At 64.1% G+C, this 19,726-nt stretch carries 15 protein-coding genes, 1 tRNA gene and 1 riboswitch; of the genes, 5 read left to right on the forward strand and 11 right to left on the reverse strand.

The window, feature by feature from the left end; genetic code table 11:
- Positions 1-95: 95 nt before the first annotated feature.
- Positions 96-1,415, reverse strand: coding sequence for an ABC transporter substrate-binding protein (locus HCO70_RS01560; RefSeq protein ID WP_172292432.1), 1,320 nt, complete (start codon positions 1,413-1,415; stop codon positions 96-98).
- 211 nt (positions 1,416-1,626) lie between these two features.
- On the opposite strand from HCO70_RS01560, the gene HCO70_RS01565 reads away from it, so the two are divergent.
- Positions 1,627-2,658 (forward strand): LacI family DNA-binding transcriptional regulator, encoded by a 1,032-nt coding sequence (locus HCO70_RS01565; protein ID WP_216665224.1) that lies wholly within the window; start codon positions 1,627-1,629, stop codon positions 2,656-2,658.
- Positions 2,659-3,091: 433 nt separating this feature from the next.
- Here the strand turns inward: HCO70_RS01565 and HCO70_RS01570 are convergent.
- From HCO70_RS01570 to trxC, 3 genes are all read right to left on the reverse strand, one after another.
- Positions 3,092-3,167, reverse strand: a tRNA-Ala gene (locus tag HCO70_RS01570).
- A gap of 87 nt (positions 3,168-3,254) precedes the next feature.
- Positions 3,255-5,648: a phosphoenolpyruvate synthase gene (gene ppsA, locus HCO70_RS01575; protein ID WP_172292436.1), complete on the reverse strand. Its 2,394-nt coding sequence runs from the start codon at positions 5,646-5,648 to the stop codon at positions 3,255-3,257.
- Positions 5,649-5,754: 106 nt separating this feature from the next.
- Positions 5,755-6,195 (reverse strand): thioredoxin TrxC, encoded by a 441-nt coding sequence (trxC, locus tag HCO70_RS01580; protein ID WP_172292438.1) that lies wholly within the window; start codon positions 6,193-6,195, stop codon positions 5,755-5,757.
- A gap of 129 nt (positions 6,196-6,324) precedes the next feature.
- Between trxC and HCO70_RS01585 the strand changes: the two genes are divergently transcribed.
- The 3 genes from HCO70_RS01585 to HCO70_RS01595 all read left to right on the forward strand — a co-directional run bounded on the left by HCO70_RS01585 (position 6,325) and on the right by HCO70_RS01595 (position 8,576).
- Positions 6,325-7,626: a DUF2254 domain-containing protein gene (locus HCO70_RS01585; protein WP_172292440.1), complete on the forward strand. Its 1,302-nt coding sequence runs from the start codon at positions 6,325-6,327 to the stop codon at positions 7,624-7,626.
- A 31-nt stretch (positions 7,627-7,657) separates the two neighbouring features.
- Complete coding sequence (locus HCO70_RS01590; RefSeq protein WP_172292442.1) at positions 7,658-7,843, forward strand: hypothetical protein; 186 nt, start codon at positions 7,658-7,660, stop codon at positions 7,841-7,843.
- 85 nt (positions 7,844-7,928) lie between these two features.
- Positions 7,929-8,576 carry a hypothetical protein gene (locus HCO70_RS01595; protein ID WP_172292444.1) on the forward strand — a complete coding sequence of 216 codons (648 nt, stop codon included), beginning with the start codon at positions 7,929-7,931 and terminating at the stop codon, positions 8,574-8,576.
- A gap of 15 nt (positions 8,577-8,591) precedes the next feature.
- Here the strand turns inward: HCO70_RS01595 and gcvP are convergent, their stop codons facing one another.
- The 4 genes from gcvP to gcvT are packed head-to-tail and all read right to left on the reverse strand — an operon-like array spanning position 8,592 to position 13,462.
- Positions 8,592-11,438: an aminomethyl-transferring glycine dehydrogenase gene (gene gcvP / locus HCO70_RS01600; RefSeq protein ID WP_172292446.1), complete on the reverse strand. Its 2,847-nt coding sequence runs from the start codon at positions 11,436-11,438 to the stop codon at positions 8,592-8,594.
- A gap of 22 nt (positions 11,439-11,460) precedes the next feature.
- The gene (locus HCO70_RS01605) at positions 11,461-11,958 is read right to left on the reverse strand and encodes an SRPBCC domain-containing protein (protein WP_216665225.1); all 498 of its coding nucleotides are present in this window, start codon (positions 11,956-11,958) and stop codon (positions 11,461-11,463) included.
- A complete protein-coding gene (gcvH, locus tag HCO70_RS01610) occupies positions 11,955-12,314 on the reverse strand; it encodes a glycine cleavage system protein GcvH (RefSeq protein ID WP_172292448.1) in 360 nt (119 codons plus the stop codon). The genes HCO70_RS01605 and gcvH overlap by 4 nt, the downstream gene beginning before the upstream one ends.
- A gap of 17 nt (positions 12,315-12,331) precedes the next feature.
- Positions 12,332-13,462, reverse strand: coding sequence for a glycine cleavage system aminomethyltransferase GcvT (gene gcvT, locus HCO70_RS01615; RefSeq protein ID WP_172292450.1), 1,131 nt, complete (start codon positions 13,460-13,462; stop codon positions 12,332-12,334).
- Positions 13,463-13,598: 136 nt separating this feature from the next.
- Positions 13,599-13,688, reverse strand: a riboswitch (glycine riboswitch).
- A 74-nt stretch (positions 13,689-13,762) separates the two neighbouring features.
- Between gcvT and HCO70_RS01620 the strand changes: the two genes are divergently transcribed.
- Positions 13,763-14,332, forward strand: coding sequence for a gamma-glutamylcyclotransferase family protein (locus tag HCO70_RS01620; RefSeq protein WP_172292452.1), 570 nt, complete (start codon positions 13,763-13,765; stop codon positions 14,330-14,332).
- A gap of 56 nt (positions 14,333-14,388) precedes the next feature.
- Here the strand turns inward: HCO70_RS01620 and HCO70_RS01625 are convergent, their stop codons facing one another.
- The 3 genes from HCO70_RS01625 to HCO70_RS01635 all read right to left on the reverse strand — a co-directional run bounded on the left by HCO70_RS01625 (position 14,389) and on the right by HCO70_RS01635 (position 19,720).
- Positions 14,389-15,561, reverse strand: a complete 1,173-nt coding sequence (locus HCO70_RS01625; RefSeq protein ID WP_172292454.1) for a DSD1 family PLP-dependent enzyme — start codon at positions 15,559-15,561, stop codon at positions 14,389-14,391.
- Positions 15,561-18,902 carry a carbamoyl-phosphate synthase large subunit gene (carB, locus tag HCO70_RS01630; protein WP_172292456.1) on the reverse strand — a complete coding sequence of 1,114 codons (3,342 nt, stop codon included), beginning with the start codon at positions 18,900-18,902 and terminating at the stop codon, positions 15,561-15,563. Before carB ends, HCO70_RS01625 begins: the two co-directional genes overlap by 1 nt.
- A gap of 161 nt (positions 18,903-19,063) precedes the next feature.
- Positions 19,064-19,720, reverse strand: coding sequence for a dienelactone hydrolase family protein (locus HCO70_RS01635; protein ID WP_172292458.1), 657 nt, complete (start codon positions 19,718-19,720; stop codon positions 19,064-19,066).
- Positions 19,721-19,726: the final 6 nt, after the last annotated feature.

Genomic DNA, 19,726 nt, shown 5'->3' on the forward strand with positions numbered 1-19,726 from the left:
TCGCCTGGGATCGTTTTTCGTGGGCACGGAGCGGCAGGGAGAGCGACCGCTCCGCGCGGCATCAGGGGCGCCGGCCTACTGCCGGCGCGCCCGTTCTACATCTTGCCATCGTCCTCGAAGACTTCGGTCCAGTCCTCGACCAGGCCGTCGAGCGCTTCCTGCGCGGTGCCGTTGCCGGCAATCACGTAGTCATGCACACGGTCCTGCATCGCCAGAAGCAGCGAGGCATAGGATGGCTCGGCCCAGAAATCCTTCACGATTGCCATCGAGTCGAGGAAGGTCTGCGCATAGGGCTGGCTGGTCGCGAAATCCGGGTCCTCGACCACGGCCTTGAGCGCCGAGTATCCGCCAAGCTCCCACCACTTAGCCTGAATCTCGGGCTGGGCGAACCACTTGATGTATTCCAGCGCGGCGTCCTGGCTGTCGGAATAGGAGACGACGGAGATCCCCTGTCCGCCGAGCTGGGCGAAATGCCCGTCCGGACCGGCCGGGTTGGGGAAGTAGCCAGATTTGCCGCCACCCACGTTGGGATCGGCCTCGACACCCGGCCAGATGAAGGCAAAGTTCATCTGCAGCGCGACCTGTCCGGATTTGTAGGCGTCGATGTTCTCGGACATGTACCAGTCCGATGAACCCGGGGGCACGCAGCAGTCGTAAAGGGCCTTGTAGAACTCCAGGCCCTTGGCCACCTCCGGCGCGTTCACGATACCTTCCAGCTTGTAGGGCTCGTCGGGCGTGCCGTAGGTCAGGCCGTAGTTGTAAAGCGCGTTGGTCACACCCATGGTGATCCCTTCGGATCCACGCTCGGTATAGATGGCGGCGCCGTAGACGGTCTTGCCGTCGATCTCGCGGCCCTGGAAGAACTCGGCGATGTCTTTCAATTCGTCGAGAGTCTCGGGCACGGCGAGGTCACGGCCGTAGGTGTCCTTGAACTCGGCCTGCAGCTCCGGCATCTCGAACCAGTCCTTGCGGTAGGTCCAGCCGACCACGTCGCCGAAGGCGGGCAGGGCCCAGTAATTCGGCGTTCCCTTGGGCCATTCCGAGTAACCGGTGACGGTCGCCGGAATGAAATCGTCCATCGTGATGCCTTCGGCTTCGAAGAAGTCATTCAGCTTGATGTAATGACCGCTTTCGGCGGAGCCGCCGATCCACTGGCTGTCACCGATCATCAGGTCGCAGAGCTGGCCGCCGGAATTGAGTTCGTTCAGCATCCGGTCGGCGAAATTGGGCCATGGCACGAATTCGAAGGACATTGTGTGCCCCGACTCGGCCTCGAAATCCTTGGACAGTTCGACCAGGGCGTTGGCCGGATCCCAGGCGGCCCAGCACAGCGTCAGGTCGTCGGCGCTGGCGGACTGTGCGCCGCAGATCACGGCGCTAACCGCCGCGGCCATAAGTGCAATGCGCGTCTTCATGTGAATTTCCTCCCCATGTTCGGTCGCCGCCTCCCTGCCGCGACTCGCTGGTGGCAATAAAGCTACCTGAGGTACGTGCCTCATGGCAATTATTTTCTGAGGTACGTACCTCAATTTGGTTGCAATCCAGCTCGAAACAACCGAGAAAAGAGACCACGCCGACACGATTTGCGCGCCCCAAGGAGCTGAAATGCGCCCTACTACCAAAGACTTGGCCAAAGCAGCCGGCGTCAGCCTTGCGACGGTCGACCGGGTGTTGAACCGTCGTGCGGGCGTACGGAAGGAAACCGTGGAAGCGGTCAATGCCGCGATCGTGGAAATAGGATTCGAGCGCAACATTTCGGCCGCCAACCTTGCCCGCGGGCGCCGCTACAGGTTCGAATTCCTGCTGCCGACGGCGGGCGACCAGTTCCTGGAATCCCTTGTCGCCCGTATCGAGGAGGCCCGGACTGCCTTCGTCGGTGAATTGACCGAAGTGCGTTTCCGGCGCGTGCTGAGTGACGATCCGCACCAGATCGCATCAGAGCTGACAAGCATTAGGCCAGACACGGCGGACGGAATAGCGATCATGGCGCCCGAGGCTCCGCAGGTCCGCGACGCCACGCAGCGTCTAATGGAGCGCGGCGTGAAGGTGGTGCAGTTCGTGTCAGGTCAGCCGGGAACGAGGCCAGTCGATTTTGTCGGGGTAGACAACAACGCGGCTGGCGCGACGGCGGGCCGGCTGATGGGCAAGTTCTGTACGGGGCATCCAGGGCGCATACTCGTCATCGCCGATACGATGACAGCCCGCGACAATGTCGAGCGCAGGCAGGGGTTCGACCTCGTCCTGACCAGGGACTATCCGGAGCTGGAAGCGCTGCCTTCTGTGGAAACGCATGGCGACCTGGAGCGCACGCACCGGATCGTTCGCAACCTTTACTCGAATTTTTCCGATATCTCCGGCGTCTATGTGCTGAGTTCGGAAACGCGCGTCGCGTTGCAGGCGATATCCGAGGCGAGCGACCTGTCGACGCAACAGGTGATCGCGCACGAGCGGACCAGCTTCAACGAAGAGATGCTGCGCAATGGGGGACTGGACGCCGTCATCGCGCAGAATCCGGGGCACCTCGTGCGGAGTGCCATCCGCGTACTGCGTGCTCGCTGCGACGGGCGGGAACCGATTGCGTCGCAGGAACAGATCCGGATCGAGATCCTGATTCGGGAGAACCTGGGACATGGTCCGAGCCGCGTGATTCAGCCTTGAATTTTCAGAGCGATTGCAACTCGGTTCTCGATTGATATTGCACGTTTTCTTACGCGAAAGGCGTATCTGTCCTTTCCGACAAAGGAAAATTGACGCACGAGCAATACCTGCGTCTTCTGGCTTCCGCGCCGGATTGCTTCTTGCTGTCTGAAGCGTCGATCCTAACGTACTCCGCCACTCGACCACACCGGCATCTCACATCGGTGTCGCCGCGCATGCAACGACCAGCCGCGAACCCTGCATCTTCGGACTTCTACGCCAAATCGAACAGTGCGATGTGCCTGGCCGGACCAATGCCCGCCGCACGGTGTTGTTTGTGCCTTCTGGATCGCTGTGCGTAACAGTGCTTCGATTGCAGCGGCTGCGCACCGCAATGAAGGGAGCGCGACGACACGAGATCTCCTCAATAGGCCGATAACGTTACATGATCTGATGGTGGAGCCGATCGGGATCGAACCGACGACCTCGTCATTGCGAACGACGCGCTCTCCCAACTGAGCTACGGCCCCACTGGCGCGCTATGTGCGTATTTTTAGGCGCAGTGTCAAGCGACCCGCGCGCGGCGGGGCGGCTTGTGCCGCCCCTCCCCGGATGCGTCAGCTTTCAGCCTCGGCGACGTTGCGTTTCACTTCGAAGTAGCTGTCCGGCGTGACCGACATCGAGTCTATGCCGGCGTCGACCAAAACCTTCGCGAAGTCGGGGTAGTTCGACGGCGCCTGACCGCAGAGACCGACCTTGCAGCCGGCCTTGTGGGCCCGCTCGATCACGCTCTGGATCATCCAGACCACCGCCGGGCTACGCTCGTCGAAGAGCGGTGCCAGCCGGTCGCTGTCTCGGTCGATCCCGAGGGTCAGCTGCGTCAGGTCGTTCGATCCGATCGAGAAGCCGTCGAAACGCTTGGCGAATTCCTCTGCCAGGATCACGTTCGCGGGGATCTCGCACATGACGTAGACCTGCATGCCGTTCTTTCCGCGTTCGAGGCCGTTCTCCTTCATCACTTCCAGCACGCGGTCGGCTTCCTCGGGCGTGCGGCAGAACGGGATCATGACGATGACGTTGTCGAACCCCATATCCTCGCGCACGCGGTGGATCGCCTGGCATTCCAGCGCAAAGCCGTCGCGGTAGCCCGGATCGTAGTAGCGTGACGCGCCGCGCCAGCCGATCATCGGGTTTTCCTCGTGCGGCTCGAACTGCCTGCCGCCCAGCAGGTCGGCGTACTCGTTGGTCTTGAAGTCCGACATCCGCACGATCACCGGCTTCGGATGGCAGAAGGCGGCGATACGGCCAAGGCCCATGGCGAGGTGGTCGATGAAGTATTCGGCCTTGTCCTCGTAGCCGCGGGTCAGAACGGCGATTTCCGCTTTCGCCTCCTCATCCTTCAGCTGGTCGTAGTGCAAGAGCGCCAGCGGGTGGACCTTGATCGCGTTGTTGATCACGAATTCCATCCGGGCAAGGCCCACGCCATCGGTCGGCAGGCGCCACCAGCGGGCGGCAGTGGCCGGGTTGGCGAGGTTCAGCATCACCTTGGTTTTCGTCTCGGGCACGTGAGACAGGTCAAGATCCTCGACCTCGTAATCCGATGTCCCGGCATAGACGAAACCCTCGTCGCCCTCGGCGCAGCTGACCGTCACCTCCTGCTGGTCGTGCAGGACGTGGGTGGCGTCGCCGCAGCCGACGATTGCCGGCACACCAAGCTCCCGGCTGACGATGGCGGCGTGGCTGGTGCGGCCGCCGTGGTCGGTAACGATGGCAGAGGCGCGTTTCATGATCGGCACCCAGTCGGGGTCGGTCGTCGAGGTCACGAGGATCGCGCCATCGACGAAGCGGTCGATGTCCTTCACGTCCTCGATCAGGCAGATCATGCCCGTCGCCACTGCATCGCCAACGGCGATGCCGGCAATCAGCTTCTCGCCATGCGACTTGATCCTGTACGACTTCAGCGCACCGGCATCGACGCGGCTCTGCACCGTCTCCGGCCGGGCCTGCACGATGTAAAGCTTGCCGGTCTTACCGTCCTTGGCCCATTCCATATCCATCGGCAGGCCATAGTGCTTTTCGATCTCGTTGGCCTGACGGGCCAGTTCTATGGCCTCGTCATCGGTCAGCACGAAGGACTGGCGTTCAGCCTTCGAGGTCGGGACGTTGCGCACCGGGTTGGCCGGATCGCCGGAATAGATCATTTTCTTTTCCTTGGCGCCGAGCTTGCGCTCAAGGATCGGTTTCACGCCGTCGCGGCCGAGGAAAGGTTTGTAAATCTGGAATTCGTCGGGCGTCACCGCGCCCTGCACGACATTCTCGCCCAGACCCCAGGCCGCGTTGATCAGCACCACCTTGTCAAAGCCAGACTCGGTGTCGATCGAGAACATCACGCCCGATCCGCCGATGTCGGACCGCACCATCTGCTGCACACCGATCGACAGCGCCACGTCCATGTGGTCGAAGCCTTGCACGTTGCGGTAGGAAATCGCCCGGTCGGTGAAGAGCGAGGCATAGCACTTTCGGCAAGCCTCGAGCAGCTGCGCCTCGCCAGAGACGTTGAGGTAGGTTTCCTGCTGGCCGGCGAAACTGGCATCCGGCAGGTCCTCGGCGGTGGCGGAGGATCGGACGGCGACCGAAAGGTTCTTTTGCCCGGCGCGCGAGGAAAGCTCCTCGTAGGCGGCGACGATGGCCTCGCGCAGGTGGTCCGGCCATTCGCCGGCGCGGATCGCCTTGCGGATCGTGTCGCCTGTTTCGTGCAGCGTGATACGCCCCTCGGCCAGCGCGTTGGTCTTGTCGCGGATCAAGTCGTTCAAACTGTTATGGGTGATGTAGCCGCGGAACGCCTCAGCAGTGGTGGCGAAGCCCGGGGGTACGTCGACGCCCAGTTCGCCCAGCGTCTGGACCATCTCGCCCAGGCTGGAGTTCTTGCCGCCCACCAGCGCGACATCGCCGCGCCGCAGGTTCTCGAAGAAGATGACGTCTTTGCTGTGGTCTTTGTTACGGTCAAGCATCGGTTCCTCCCGCAGTTCCGATCCGGATTTATCTCCGGTCGCAATCCTACAACCGCACGAGTGACACCGCCTTGACGCGGGTCAAACCCGGTCGCGTGACGCTTCGTCAGGCAGGTGATTTCTGCCGGGCAAAGGCCTCGATCTGTGCCGCCGGGCGGGCGCCGGCCAGCCGCGCCACCTCGCGCCCGTTACGGAACAGGATCAGTGCGGGAATGCCCTGAATGTTGTAGCGGATCGCGGCGTCGGGATGCGAATGCGTGTCGATTTTGGCCAGCCGGACGTCGGGCGCCAGCGCCTGCGCCGCCTTGGCGAATTCCGGCGCCATCATCCGGCAGGGGCCGCACCAAGGAGCCCAGAAATCGACGAGCAAGGGCAGGTCGTCGGCCTTCACGCTTTTCTCCAGCGTGGCGAGATCCATTTCGTGCACCTTGCCTTCCGCCAGCTTCGCGCCGCAGACGCCGCATTTGGGGCCGGCGCCAAGTTTTTCGGCGGGCACGCGGTTCACCGAACCGCAGTCATGGCAGGTAAGCTTCAGGGAGCCGGGCATCGCGTGCGCCTTTCACATTCTCGTTTCCGAATACATGGGGCGCATGCCTGCATCGCACAAGAGCTGCGATGGCTGTTTGTCCGGCGGGTCACCGCGCTATGTTGCGGCAGGTAACAAGAAGGACGGTGCATGCTATCCCAACGCCTGTGGCGGCTGCTGCAATTGTCGCGGAAGATATGGGTCCGCACGTCGCTGATCGCCGCGCTTGCGGTGATCGCGGCTTTCGCGTCGTGGGCGTTTCACGGCCTGATCCCCGAGGAGTGGGCCGAACGGTTCGGGGCGGAGGCAGTACTGCCCGTATTGAACATCCTCGCCTCGTCGATGCTGGCGGTCACAACGTTCTCGCTGTCGGTGATGGTCACCGCGCATACGTCGGTCGCCTCGCAGGTCACGCCCCGCGCGCACCGGCTGCTGCTGGAGGACACGACTACGCAGTCGGTCCTGTCCACCTTCCTGGGCGCATTCATCTTCGCGCTGGTGGCGCTGGTGCTGTTCCGGTCGGGCTTCTACGGCGGCCGCGATTCCGTCATCGTGTTTGCCGTCACGGCGCTGGTGATCGTGCTGGTGGTCGTCGCGATGCTGCGCTGGATCTCGCACCTGTCGCGGCTGGGCAGTATCGACGAGACAATGCGGCAGCTGGAGAACCGCGTTCGCGATAACCTGACAAACCACAGGCGCTGGCCGGGACTGGGCGCGAAGACCTACGAGAACAAAGAAACGATACCGAAAGGCGCGGTACCGGTTCTGACCCCGCTGGCGGGCTTCGTGCGTCACATCGATGTCGGCGCGGTGCAGAAGGCTGCGGAGGCGCGCGATTGCCGGGTCTACCTGTCGGCGATCCCGGGCGACTGGGCGGGCGAAGGCGATCCGGTCGCCTATACCGACCACGCGGGAGAGGAGACGGCGAAGAAGATCGTGGCCGCCTTCACCTTCTCGCCGCTGCGAAGCTTCGACCAGGACCCGCGGTTCGGTGTGTTTGTCCTGGCGGAGATCGCCGTGCGGGCGCTGTCTCCCGGCGTCAACGATCCGGGCACGGCAATCGAGGTCATCGGGCGGCTGGAACGGCTGCTGACGGAAACGTCGTCGGACCAGATCGTCGCCGAAGACCCGGAATACGACAACGTCCGCGTCCGGCGCCTGCCCGAAGGCGAACTGATCGAAGAGGCGTTTTCCATGATAGCGCGCGACGGCGCCGGAATGGTCGAGGTCGCATCGCGGCTGCTGTCGACGCTGCGCCGGATGGCGCGGTCGCGCGACCCGGAACTGGCCGATGCGGCACGGGTGCTGGCGCAATACGCTCTGGCGGCGGCGGAAACGGCGCTGGATCGCGAACACGATCTGCTGCGGCTACACGCGTCTGTCGAAGGGTGGGGCGGGTTCGATGCCGAGAGGGAACCCGCACCGCTTGTCGTGCGCCGCGGCGATGAATAGGTCGAGGGTAGGCGGTATGGGAGGTACGGCGATGGCGCTGAGACGCTGGGAAGAACTTGGCGGCGAGGAGCAGCTTGCATTACGCGAAGCTTATGCGCCCGCGCAGGACAGCGAGCCGGGCACCTGTGACATGACGCTGAAAGTCGACCGGTTTGCGGCGTATCTGGCGGAGAGAGGCGTCGCCTTTTCCGCTGACAGCCTGCGCCGGAAGGGCTGACGTCACGACCCGTCCGGACATTGGAACCTGACCCGCCTGTTATGCGTCGGGGAAAGTGGTTCACCGTGCGGATGAAAGGGTCCCGATGCTACAGTGGTTCCAGCAGAACGGCCAGGTGCTCAACCTCGCCGTCAATTTTGCGATGGTGGGTATTTGGATCGTCTACCTGCAGCTGTTCTGGCGCAGCTATCGCCGGCAGCTGAGTGCGAACATCCTGATAAGCCGGGGCGCTGGCGCCGGCATGGGCGCGCGCTGTCTGATCTCGAACATGAGCGCCGAGTACGTCTTCATCGAGGGCGTTATCCTGCTGCTGCGGCGAGGTGAGGAAAGCTGGAGCACGGTGATCACCCATTCCGAGGGGCTGGGGGCAAATGGCGAACAGGGCTGGAAGCGTAACGAAGGGCCGCTTGCGGCCGGGGACTATCTGGATATCGGCCGGTTTGACGACCTCCTGCAGCGCGCGTTCGGTTCGGTGCGCGAGGAGGACGCAAAGGGGGCCGCGCCGGATTTCGACAGTTTTGAGGTCTGGGTGATCTCGGAATACACCGCCGAGCGGCGCATGGTATTTGTCCGTCGCAAATTTAACGTAGAACAGCGCGGCGGCCGCTGGACGCTGCATGCGGACCGGATAGAGACGGAACAGGTGCGTGGCGGGCAAAAGCGGGCCCGGATCGAGCAAATCCTGGAGGAGCATCTCGACGACGCCAGCCTGACAGTGGAGCAGGGGACGTAATGCCCCCAGCCGCATTTACTCCGCTGCTTCGGCGTAGGCCTCCAGCGGCGGGCAGGTGCAGATCAAGTGCCGGTCGCCATAGACGTTGTCGACCCGGTTGACCGGCGGCCAGTATTTGTCGACCCGGAACGCGCCCGCCGGATAGCAGCCCTGTTCCCGGCTGTAGGGTCGGTCCCAGTCGCCGACCAGATCCTCGACCGTGTGGGGGGCGTGTTTCAGCGGGTTGTTGTTCGCGTCGATCTCGCCCTTTTCCACCGCAGCAATCTCGTCCCGAATTGAAAGCATCGCATCGCAGAAACGGTCCAGCTCGGCCTTGGTCTCGGATTCCGTGGGTTCCACCATCAAGGTGCCGGCCACCGGCCAGCTCATCGTGGGCGCGTGAAAGCCGTTGTCGACCAGCCGCTTGGCGATGTCGTCCACGGTGATCCCGGCGGATTTGTCGAAGGCGCGGGTGTCTAGAATGCATTCATGCGCCACGCGGGCGTTGCGGCCCTTAAACAGCACGTCATAGGCGCCTTCCAGCCGCTTGGCGATGTAGTTGGCATTCAGGATTGCGACTTTGGTGGCCTGCGTCAGCCCCTCGCCGCCCATCATCAGGATATAGGCCCAGCTGATCGGCAGGATCATCGCAGAACCGAACGGCGCGGCAGAGACGGGGCCTTCCTCCCCGCCTGTGAACGGGTGGCCCGGCAGGTAAGGCGCCAGATGCGCCTTCACCCCGATCGGGCCCATGCCGGGTCCGCCACCGCCATGCGGAATGCAGAAGGTCTTGTGCAGGTTCAGGTGACTGACGTCGCTGCCCAGTTCGCCGGGCTTGGCCAGGCCAACCAGCGCGTTCAGGTTGGCGCCGTCGAGATAGACCTGACCGCCAAACTTGTGGGTGATATCGCAGACCTCGCGCACCGTCTCTTCGAACACCCCGTGGGTCGACGGGTAGGTGATCATGCAGGCGGCCAGGTTCTCGCCCGCGGCCTCGGCCTTGGCGCGGAAATCGTCGAGGTCGATATCGCCATTCTCGGCGGATTTCACCACCACCACCTTCATCCCCGCCATCTGGGCAGAGGCCGGGTTGGTGCCGTGGGCCGAGGTCGGGATCAGGCAGATGTTGCGGTGTTCCTCGCCATTCGCGCGGTGATAGGCCGCGATGGTCATCAGGCCGGCATATTCGCCCTGCGCGCCGGAATTCGGCTGCATCGACATCGAGTCGTAGCCGGTGATCGTGCAGAGCTTCTCGCAGAGATCGTCCAGCAGCTGGTGGTAGCCCTCCGCCTGCTCGCGCGGTGCGTAGGGATGGATGTTCGAGAATTCGGGCCAGGTGACCGGCATCATTTCGGCTGCCGCGTTCAGCTTCATGGTGCAGGAGCCGAGTGGGATCATCGCGCGGTCCAGCGCAAGGTCGCGGTCCGCGAGGCGGCGCATGTAGCGCATCATCTCGGTCTCGGCGCGGTTCAGGTGGAAGATCGGATGCGTGAGGTATTCGGTCGTGCGAACGAGGTTCTGCGGCAGGCGATAGTCGCCGGTGCGCGGCGCGCCCTGTTCGATGCCGAAGGCGACCCACAGCCGGTCGATATCCTCGAACCGTGTAGTCTCGTCCAGCGCGATACCGATCTTCGTGGTACCGACCTTGCGCAAGTTGATGCGCTGGTGCCGGGCGGATTGCAGGATCACGCCCTGCAGCGCACCGACCTCGACGGTCAGCGTGTCGAAGAACTCCTTGGGCTCGACAGTGTATCCCGCCGCTTCCAGCCCGCGGGCCACGCGCAGCGCCTTGCGGTGGATCTGCTGGGCGATGGCCTTGAGGCCGATGGGTCCATGAAACACCGCGTAGAACGAGGCCATGACGGCCAGCAGCGCTTGCGCGGTGCAGACGTTGGACGTGGCCTTCTCTCGGCGGATATGCTGTTCGCGGGTCTGCAGCGACAGCCGGTAGGCCTTGTTGCCGCGCGCATCGACGGAGACGCCGACAATACGGCCGGGCATCGCGCGCTTGTGGTCGTCGCGGCAGGCCATGTAGGCGGCATGCGGGCCGCCATATCCCATCGGCACGCCGAACCGCTGGGTGGAGCCGACGGCGATGTCGGCGCCCATCGCGCCCGGTTCCTTGAGCAGGGTCAGCGCCAGCGGATCGGCGATCACAATGCCAAGCGCCTTCTGCGCGTGAAGCGTTTCCATCTGAGAGGTGAAGTCGCGCAGGTGGCCGTAGGTGCCCGGATACTGGAAGATCGCGCCGAAAATACCTTCGGACGGCATATCCTCGGGTGCGCCGGTGATCACCTCGATGCCGAGCGGATGCGCGCGGGTTTTCATCACCGCGATGTTCTGCGGGTGGCAGTTCTCGTCGACGAAGAAGCCGGTGACCTTGGATTTCGACACCCGCTGCGCCATCGCCATCGCCTCGGCGGCGGCGGTGGATTCATCGAGCAGCGAGGCATTGGCGATATCCAGTCCCGTCAGGTCGCAGACCATGGTCTGAAAGTTCAGCAGCGCCTCCAGACGCCCCTGCGAGATCTCGGGCTGATAGGGGGTGTATGCCGTGTACCAGGCCGGGTTTTCAAGAATGTAGCGCTGGATCGCGGGCGGCGTGACGGTGCCGTGATAGCCTTGGCCGATCATCGTGGTGAACACACGGTTCTTCGTGGCGCATTGACGCATGAACCAGATCAGTTCGCGTTCCGACTTCGGCGCGCCGAAATCCAGCGGCGCCTTCTGCCGGATCGAAGCGGGCACGGTTTCATTGATCAGCGCGTCGAGGCTGTCGGCGCCGACGACCTTCAGCATCTCGGCCATTTCCTGCGGCGAAGGGCCGATATGGCGACGGTTGGCGAAATCGTGCGGATTGTAATCGGTGGGCGTGAAAGGCATGTGCGGTACTCTCGGGTAATGGTCAGCGCCGTTCGACGAAGCGGGCGAGGTTGGCGAGCGAAGAGGTCAGGCCCTGCTGGTGGGCCTCGGCGGTGATGCCGGGCGGAACATCGGCGGCAGTGATCCGGACCTCGGTGCCGGTATTCGCCGGCAGCAGGTCCCAGGTCATCCGCATGGTTCCAGCGAATTCGGGGCGGTCGCTGTCAAAGTCGATGTCCCAGACGATCTGCGACGGCGGATCTAGGGCGACGAACTTCGCATTGACTACATCGGTGCGGTCCGAACTCTTCCCCTGTCCCGACGTGGTTTCGGCAAAGGTCAGGATCAGCCGCAGCGCGCCGCCCGGGCGCGGCTCGAACGCGTCGACCTGCATCGTCGCGCCGGCGGGCGGCAGCCATTGCACCAGAGCCTTCGGATCGGTGAAGGCGGCATAGACCTCAGGCGGCTGCGCCGCGACAAGGCGCGCGGCGCGGTCGACCCGCCGCGGGGCCGCGGAACTGTCCGGCAGGGCGGAGATCAACCGATGAAGTCCTTGTACTCGGCTTCGTCCATGAAATCGTCGAGCGTGGACAGGTCCTCGACCTTCAGCTTGAAGAACCAGCCGTCGCCCATCGGATCCTCGTTCACGAGGCTGGGCGTGGCCACGATGGCGTCGTTCACCTCGACCACCTCGCCGTCGATGGGCGCGAGGATGTCGGAGGCGGCCTTGACGGATTCGATCACCGCCACTTCGTCGTCCTTCGACACGGTCGTGCCGGCCTCTGGCAGCTCGACAAAGACGACATCGCCCAGCTGCTCGCTGGCGTGGTCGGTGATGCCGACGACGACGACGTCATCCTCGACGCGAAGCCATTCATGTTCCTCGGTGAATTTCATGCGGTGCTCCTGTTGGTCTATCTTTTGTAGGTGGCGGGCCGGAACGGCATCGGGGCGACAATCGCGGGCAGCCGTTTTCCCCGGACCTCGCCATAGATCGTGCCGCCTTCCTCGGCGTTTTCAATAGCGACGTAGCCCATCGACATCGGGCGCTCGATCGACGGGCCGTATGCGCCGGAAGTGACGTGTCCGATAGGCTCGCCGCCGGTTTCGGCGGCGTAGAGCTCCGTCCCTGCCCGCATCGGCGCGCGACCTTCCGGCAGAAGGCCGACGCGGCGGCGCGATGCGCCGGAGTCCAGCTGTTTCAGGATGATCCCTGCGCCGGGGAAGCTGCCCTCGCGCGCGCCGCCAGTACGGCGGGCCTTCTGCATCGCCCATTCCAGCGCGCCTTCGACGGGGGTGGTCGTGGTGTCTATATCGTTGCCGTAAAGGCAGAGCCCGGCCTCCAGCCGCAGGGAATCGCGGGCGCCAAGGCCGATCAGTTCCACCGGACCCTGATCCACAAGCGCGGCGGCCAGCGCGAGCGCTTCGGCCTCGACGACGGAAATCTCGAACCCGTCCTCGCCGGTATAGCCAGAGCGCGAAATCCAGAGATCGCCGTAGTCGCTTTCCAGCACCTCGACATCCATGAAGCTCATCTCGGTTACACCCGGGACGATCGTGGCGAGGGCTTCCTCCGCCGCCGGTCCCTGCAGGGCAAGCAGGGCGCGGTCGTTGATTTCCTCGATCTCGCAGGTGTCCGAAAGATGCGCCTTCAGGTGCGCGATGTCGTCGGCCTTGCAGGCCGCATTGACGACGAGGAACAGGTGGTCGCCGCGATTGGCCACCATCAGGTCGTCGAGGATGCCGCCGTCGTCATTTGTGAACAGCGCATAGCGCTGGCGGCCCTCCTTCAGCTCCATCAGCGCGACGGGAACCAATGATTCCAGTGCTTTGGCCGCATCGGCGCCGTCACCGGATTTCGGGCGCAGCAGCACCTGACCCATATGGCTGACGTCGAACAGCCCGGCTTCCGCGCGGCAGTGGAGGTGTTCCTTCAGCACGCCCATCGGGTATTGCACCGGCATCTCGTAACCGGCGAAGGGCACCATCTTGGCCCCGTGCGAGACGTGGAAATCGTACAGACAGGTCCGCTTCAGCTCGGCCATGCCGCCCCTTTCGTGTCCAGCCGGAAAAGCGCCCGGCACCGTTCCGGACGGTATTCCGCCCTTGCGATGCCCCCTCTGTCCTTTCGCCTGAGATCGTTATCCCTTCGGCGCCCCAATCGGGGTCTCTCCAGAGTCCGTTATCGGCCAGGTCCCTTGCGCCTGAGAGTTTACCGGGGCGGTTGCTCCTTCGGCACCGGCTTTCGCCGGATTCTCCCTGAACCGATGTCGCATACGGTAGTAGATGCGCCGCAACGCGGCAAGGGGTTGTATCCCGGTTCGGTTGGGGGCCAGATGCGGGCCATGTCAGACCCATTCTTTTTCGGCTACGGCAGCCTCGTAAACCGCGCCACCCACGACTTCACCGACGCCCATCCCGCGATCCTGCGCGGCTGGCGTCGGGTGTGGCGGCACACGCAGCTTCGGCCGGTGGCCTTCCTGACGGCTGAACCGGCGGAAGGCGTGGAGATAGAAGGGCTTATCGCCCACGTCCCGAACGATGACTGGGCCGCGCTGGACGAGCGCGAAGGGGCCTATGACCGGTCGCATGTAACCGGCGACGTGGGCCATCCGGTGACCCGCGACATCCACGTGCAGGTGTACTCGATCCCGCATGGCAAGCACGGCGTGCCGGACGAGACCCATCCGGTGCTGCTCAGCTATCTCGATGTGGTGGTGCAAGGCTACCTGGCCGAGTTCGGAGAGGCCGGGGTGACCCGGTTCTTCGAGACAACCGGCGGCTGGGACGCCCCGATCCTCGACGACCGCGCCGCGCCAGTCTATCGCCGGGCGCAGGAGCTGTCGGCGGACGAGACGGCGCTGGTAAATGACTGGCTAAAGCAGGTCGTAGCGCGGGTGATCGCCCGAGTCTAAAGCGGGTACGTGGCGGTGCATTCGACCGAAGCGTCGACCGTCACACAGAAGGCGAGTCAGTAACTCCGTCCCCGCGCCGACACCGGCCAAACCGTTTCGACCACTCCGCCGCGGACCCCCACATACCAGTCATGCAGGTTACACGTCGGGTCGCAGTGGCCGGGGATCAGGCGGAGCTTATCTCCCGTCCGCAGGCTGTTCTCCGGGTCGGTGAGCTTGCCGTGTTCGTCCGACGCGCCGGTATAGGTGACACCTTGGCTGTCGTGCACAAGCGGCAGGCCGGAATCTGTGGTCAGGGATTTCAGCCCGGCATCGCAGACCGCGCGACCATCGCCGTGCGTGCTGACGGACTGCGTCAGGAGGAACAGCGCGTTCTCCCACTTGCCGGCGTCATATCGGTTGCCGTCCGCATCCAGCACCGCCCCATAATCGGCGTCCATGAAGGCGTAGGAGCCGCATTGCAGTTCCGTGAAGACGCCCGAGTTCCCCTCCAGCTCGTAACTCCCGGTGCCGCCGCCGGAAACCTGCGCGGCCGGAAGGCCGGCTCTGGTCAGAGCAGCTAGTGTGTCCTTCACCAGTTCCAGCCCCGTGTCGAACGCCGCCTGCCGTTCGCTTGCCGTGCGGTAGTGCTGCATGACTCCCTGGTAAGCCTGCAGACCGCCGAATGTCAGACCCGGCGCCGTGTCGATGGCAGCGGCAAGAGCAACAGCCTCGGCGGGGGTGGCGACGCCGCAGCGGTGCATGCCGATGTCGAGTTCGACGTAGCAGTTGAGCTGCGTGCCATGGCGCTGGGCAGCCTCAGCCAGCACATCAACGTTGGCGGCGTCATCGACGCAGACAGTGATCCGCGCGCCGGTCTGGGGCAGGCGGGCGAGGCGGTCGATCTTGAAGGGATCGACAACCTGATTGGTGATCACGATCTCGGGGATACCGGCGCGGGCGAAGACCTCTGCCTCGGCCAGCTTCTGGCAACAGACACCGGAAGCGCCGCCCAATGTCATCTGCAGGCGCGCAACGTCGACGGACCGATGCATCTTGGCATGCGCGAGGTGGCGTAACCCGCGGGCTCGGATGAAATCGCCCAGCTTGCGGATGTTACGCTCCAGCGCGTCGAGGTCGAGGACGAGCGCCGGGGTAAGGATGTCGGCGGCGGCCATGCCGGGGCGTGCGGGAATGTCGAAGCCGAGTTCCAGCCCGTCGAAATCCGAACTGGCGCGCGGCGTGTCCATCAGCCCTGCAGCTCTCTGACCCCGATCTCGCCCTCTTCGCGGGCCTTCATCGCCAGCGCAGCGGCGTGGGAGCCGGCCAGGGTGGTGTAATACGGCACCTTATCCATCAGCGCGACGTTCCGCATTGAACGGCTGTCCTCGATAGCCTGCGCGCCTTCCGTAGTATTCATAACCAGCGCGACGCCGCCGTCCTTCATCACGTCGACGACGTTCGGGCGGCCTTCATAGGCCTTCAGCACGATCTCGGTCTCGATGCCCTGTTCCTGCAGGAAGGACGCCGTGCCGCGGGTCGCGAGGATACGGAAGCCCAGATCGGTCAGGATCTGCGCGGTCTCGATCAACTCGGGCGTCTTGTCGGCGTCTTTGATCGACAGAAAGGCGGTGCCTTCGGTCGGCAGGATGGTCCCGGCGCCGAGCTGGGCCTTGAGGAAGGCGCGGGGGAAGGAGCGGTCCCATCCCATGACCTCGCCGGTAGACCGCATCTCCGGGCCGAGCAGTGTGTCGACGCCGGGGAAACGGGCGAATGGCATGACAGCTTCCTTGACCGAGAACCACGGCATGTTCGGGTCGGCAAGCGTCAGCGGGTCGGCCAGCGGCAGCGGATCGTCGGGGCCGGTGCCGGGCGGGTAGGGCTCGCGCGTCGGGAAGGCAGAAAGCGGTTCGCCGGCCATCAGCCGGGCGGCGATAGAGGCGATGGCGCTGTCCGTCGCCTTGGCGACGAAGGGCACGGTGCGCGAGGCGCGGGGGTTCACCTCGATCAGGTAGACGTCGCCATCCTTCACTGCGAACTGCACGTTCATGAGGCCGACGACGTTCAGGGCACGGGCCAGCGCCTCGGTCTGCTTCTCGATCTCGGCGACGATGTCCTTCGGCAGGGTATGCGGCGGCAGCGAGCAGGCCGAGTCGCCGGAATGGACGCCGGCCTCCTCGATATGCTGCATGATACCGGCGATGTGGACGGTGCTGCCGTCGGAAAGGCAGTCGACATCCACCTCGGTCGCGCCGGAAAGATAGCTGTCGAGCAGGACCGGGCTGTCGCCGGATACCACAACGGCTTCGTCGATGTAGCGTTCGAGATGCGCCATGTCGCGGACGATTTCCATCGCGCGGCCGCCAAGAACGTAGCTCGGGCGGATCACCAGCGGGAAGCCAATGCGCTCCGCGGCGGCAAGGGCCTCCGCCTCGGTCGAAGCAATGGCATTGTTCGGTTGCTTCAAGCTTAGCTTGTTAACAAGTGTCTGGAATCGCTCGCGATCTTCGGCCAGGTCGATGGCATCGGGCGTGGTACCAAGAATCGGAATGCCCGCATCGTGCAAGGCATTGGCCAGTTTCAGCGGCGTTTGTCCGCCAAATTGTACGATCACTCCATGCAGGGTGCCTGCCTCCTGCTCTACGCGCAGGATCTCCATCACATGCTCGAAGGTGAGGGGTTCAAAGTACAACCTGTCGGATGTGTCATAGTCGGTCGACACAGTCTCTGGATTGCAGTTGACCATGATCGTCTCGTAGCCGGTACTGGAAAGCGCGAAACAGGCGTGGCAGCAGCAGTAGTCGAACTCGATGCCCTGACCGATCCGGTTCGGGCCGCCGCCGAGAATGACAACCTTCTTCGCACCGGTCGGGCGCGCCTCGTCCTCGACCTCGCCCATCACGGGCGTTTCGTAGGTCGAGTACATGTAAGGCGTCTGCGCCTCAAACTCGGCGGCGCAGGTGTCGATGCGCTTGAAGACGGCGGTGACACCGGCACTGATGCGGTCGGCGCGGATGCTTGCCTCGGTCCGGCCAGTCAGGGCGGCAAGACGGGCATCGGTGAAGCCCATCATCTTGAGCTTGCGCAGGCCGGTCGGGTTGGTGGGCAGGCCGTTGGAACGGACCTCTTCCTCGGCCTCGACGATCTCGCGGATGCGCGACAGGAACCAGGGGTCGAAACTGGTGACGTGCTGGATGGTGTCGTCGCTGAGGCCGTGGCGCATGGCCTGCGCGATCATGCGCAGGCGGTCAGGCGTCTGGGCAGACAGCGCCTTGATGATGGCGGCCTCGTCCGGGGTGCCATCGGCACCGGGGATGGTGATCTCGTCAAACCCGGTCAGGCCGGTTTCGAGGGATGCCAGCGCCTTTTGCAGCGACTCGTGGATAGTGCGGCCGATGGCCATGGCCTCGCCTACCGATTTCATCGCGGTGGTGAGTTCCGGCTTGGAGCCGGGGAACTTCTCGAAGGCAAAGCGCGGGATCTTGGTGACGACGTAGTCGATGGTCGGCTCGAAGCTGGCGGGCGTGACCTTGGTGATGTCGTTATCGAGTTCGTCCAGCGTGTAGCCCACCGCCAGTTTCGCTGCGATCTTGGCGATGGGAAATCCGGTGGCCTTCGATGCCAGCGCGGACGACCGCGAAACCCGCGGGTTCATCTCGATCACGACCATCCGGCCGTCTTCGGGGTTCACCGCCCATTGCACGTTGGACCCACCGGTTTCCACGCCGATCTCGCGCAGCACGGCGATCGAGCCGTTGCGCATGATCTGGTATTCCTTGTCCGTCAGCGTCAGGGCGGGGGCGACGGTGATCGAGTCGCCGGTATGGACACCCATGGGGTCCACGTTCTCGATGGAGCAGACGATAATCGCGTTGTCGGCCTTGTCGCGCACCACCTCCATCTCGAATTCCTTCCAGCCAAGAAGGGATTCGTCGACGAGGATCTGCGCCACGGGAGAGGCTTCCATGCCGGAGCGGCAGTATAGCTCGTAATCCTCGCGGTTATAGGCGACGCCGCCGCCGGTGCCGCCAAGCGTAAAGGCGGGGCGGATGATCGCGGGCAGGCCGATATGTTCCAGCGCTTCGAGCGCGTCCTTCATGCCGGCGGCGATGTCGAACTTGCCGTTATCCTTCTTCGGCGCGGCAACGATGGTGGCCTTGGGGTTTTCCAGCCCGATCCGGTCCATCGCTTCGCGGAACAGCTTGCGGTCCTCGGCCATCTCGATGGCCTCGCGCTTTGCGCCGATCATCTCGACGCCGTACTTCTCCAGCACGCCCATCTCTTCCAGCGCCAGCGAGGTGTTCAGGCCGGTCTGGCCGCCCATCGTCGGCAACAGCGCGTCGGGGCGTTCCTTTTCGATGATCTTTGCGACGATCTCGGGCGTGATCGGCTCGATATAAGTGGCGTCGGCAAGCCCCGGGTCGGTCATGATCGTCGCCGGGTTCGAGTTCACCAGGATGACGCGGTAGCCTTCCTCGCGCAGGGCCTTGCAGGCCTGTGCGCCGGAATAGTCGAACTCGCAGGCCTGGCCGATGATGATGGGACCGGCACCGATGATCATGATCGACTGGATATCGGTTCTTTTCGGCATCGGACCCCCGGGACATGGCACGCCGCGCGACGCCGGAAGGAGTCGCGCAAATCGTCGCGGTTATAGTAACTGGGCTGGCCGGTGCAAGCCCATGCGGGCGGGGTTTGTTACTGCCGGGGAATCTGCTTCCGGATCACCAAAGCGGATCGGCCGGTCGGTTGTTAGGCGAGGTGCGTGCTCAGGAATTCCTGCGCGCGCGCGTGGGCGGTTTCGGCGGCGTCCTGCACGTAGCTGGCGCGCGCGTCGTTGGCAAAGGCGTGCCCGGCCTCGTACCAGTAGACTTCAACCTCGGGCAGATAGGCTTTCACCTCTTCCATCACGTCGGCGGGGGTGTGATCGTCCTGGGTGCCGCAGTGAAACTGCACCGGCGCCTTGGCCGGGCTGTCGAGGTACTGCTGCAACCGTGTACCGTAGAAGGAAACCGCCGCCGCCACGTCCAGCTTCTGTGCTGTGCGCAGTGCCAGCCCGCCGCCCCAGCAAAATCCGATGACGCCGACCTTCAGACCCCGGTCCGCCAGTGCCGCGACGGCTGCGCCAGCATCGAGCATGACCTTCTCCGTGTCGGAGGCGAGCATCAGGTCGCGGCCTTCGGCGCCCTTGTCGAATGGGATGACGGCGCCCTTCTTCTGCCGGTCGAACAGCGCCGGGATCGCGACAACATAGCCAAGCGCGGCGTAAGCCTTTGCTACGCCTTTCAACTGATCGGTGACGCCGAAGATTTCCTGCAGGATTACGATCCCGCCCTTGGGCGCGTCTTCGGGTTCTTCAATCCAGCAATCCAGCTTGTGCCCGTCGGCGGCGGTCAGCTCTGTCATCATCTCGGT

It is taken from the genome of Pseudoruegeria sp. HB172150 (assembly GCF_013184805.1).
GTDB lineage: Bacteria > Pseudomonadota > Alphaproteobacteria > Rhodobacterales > Rhodobacteraceae > Psychromarinibacter.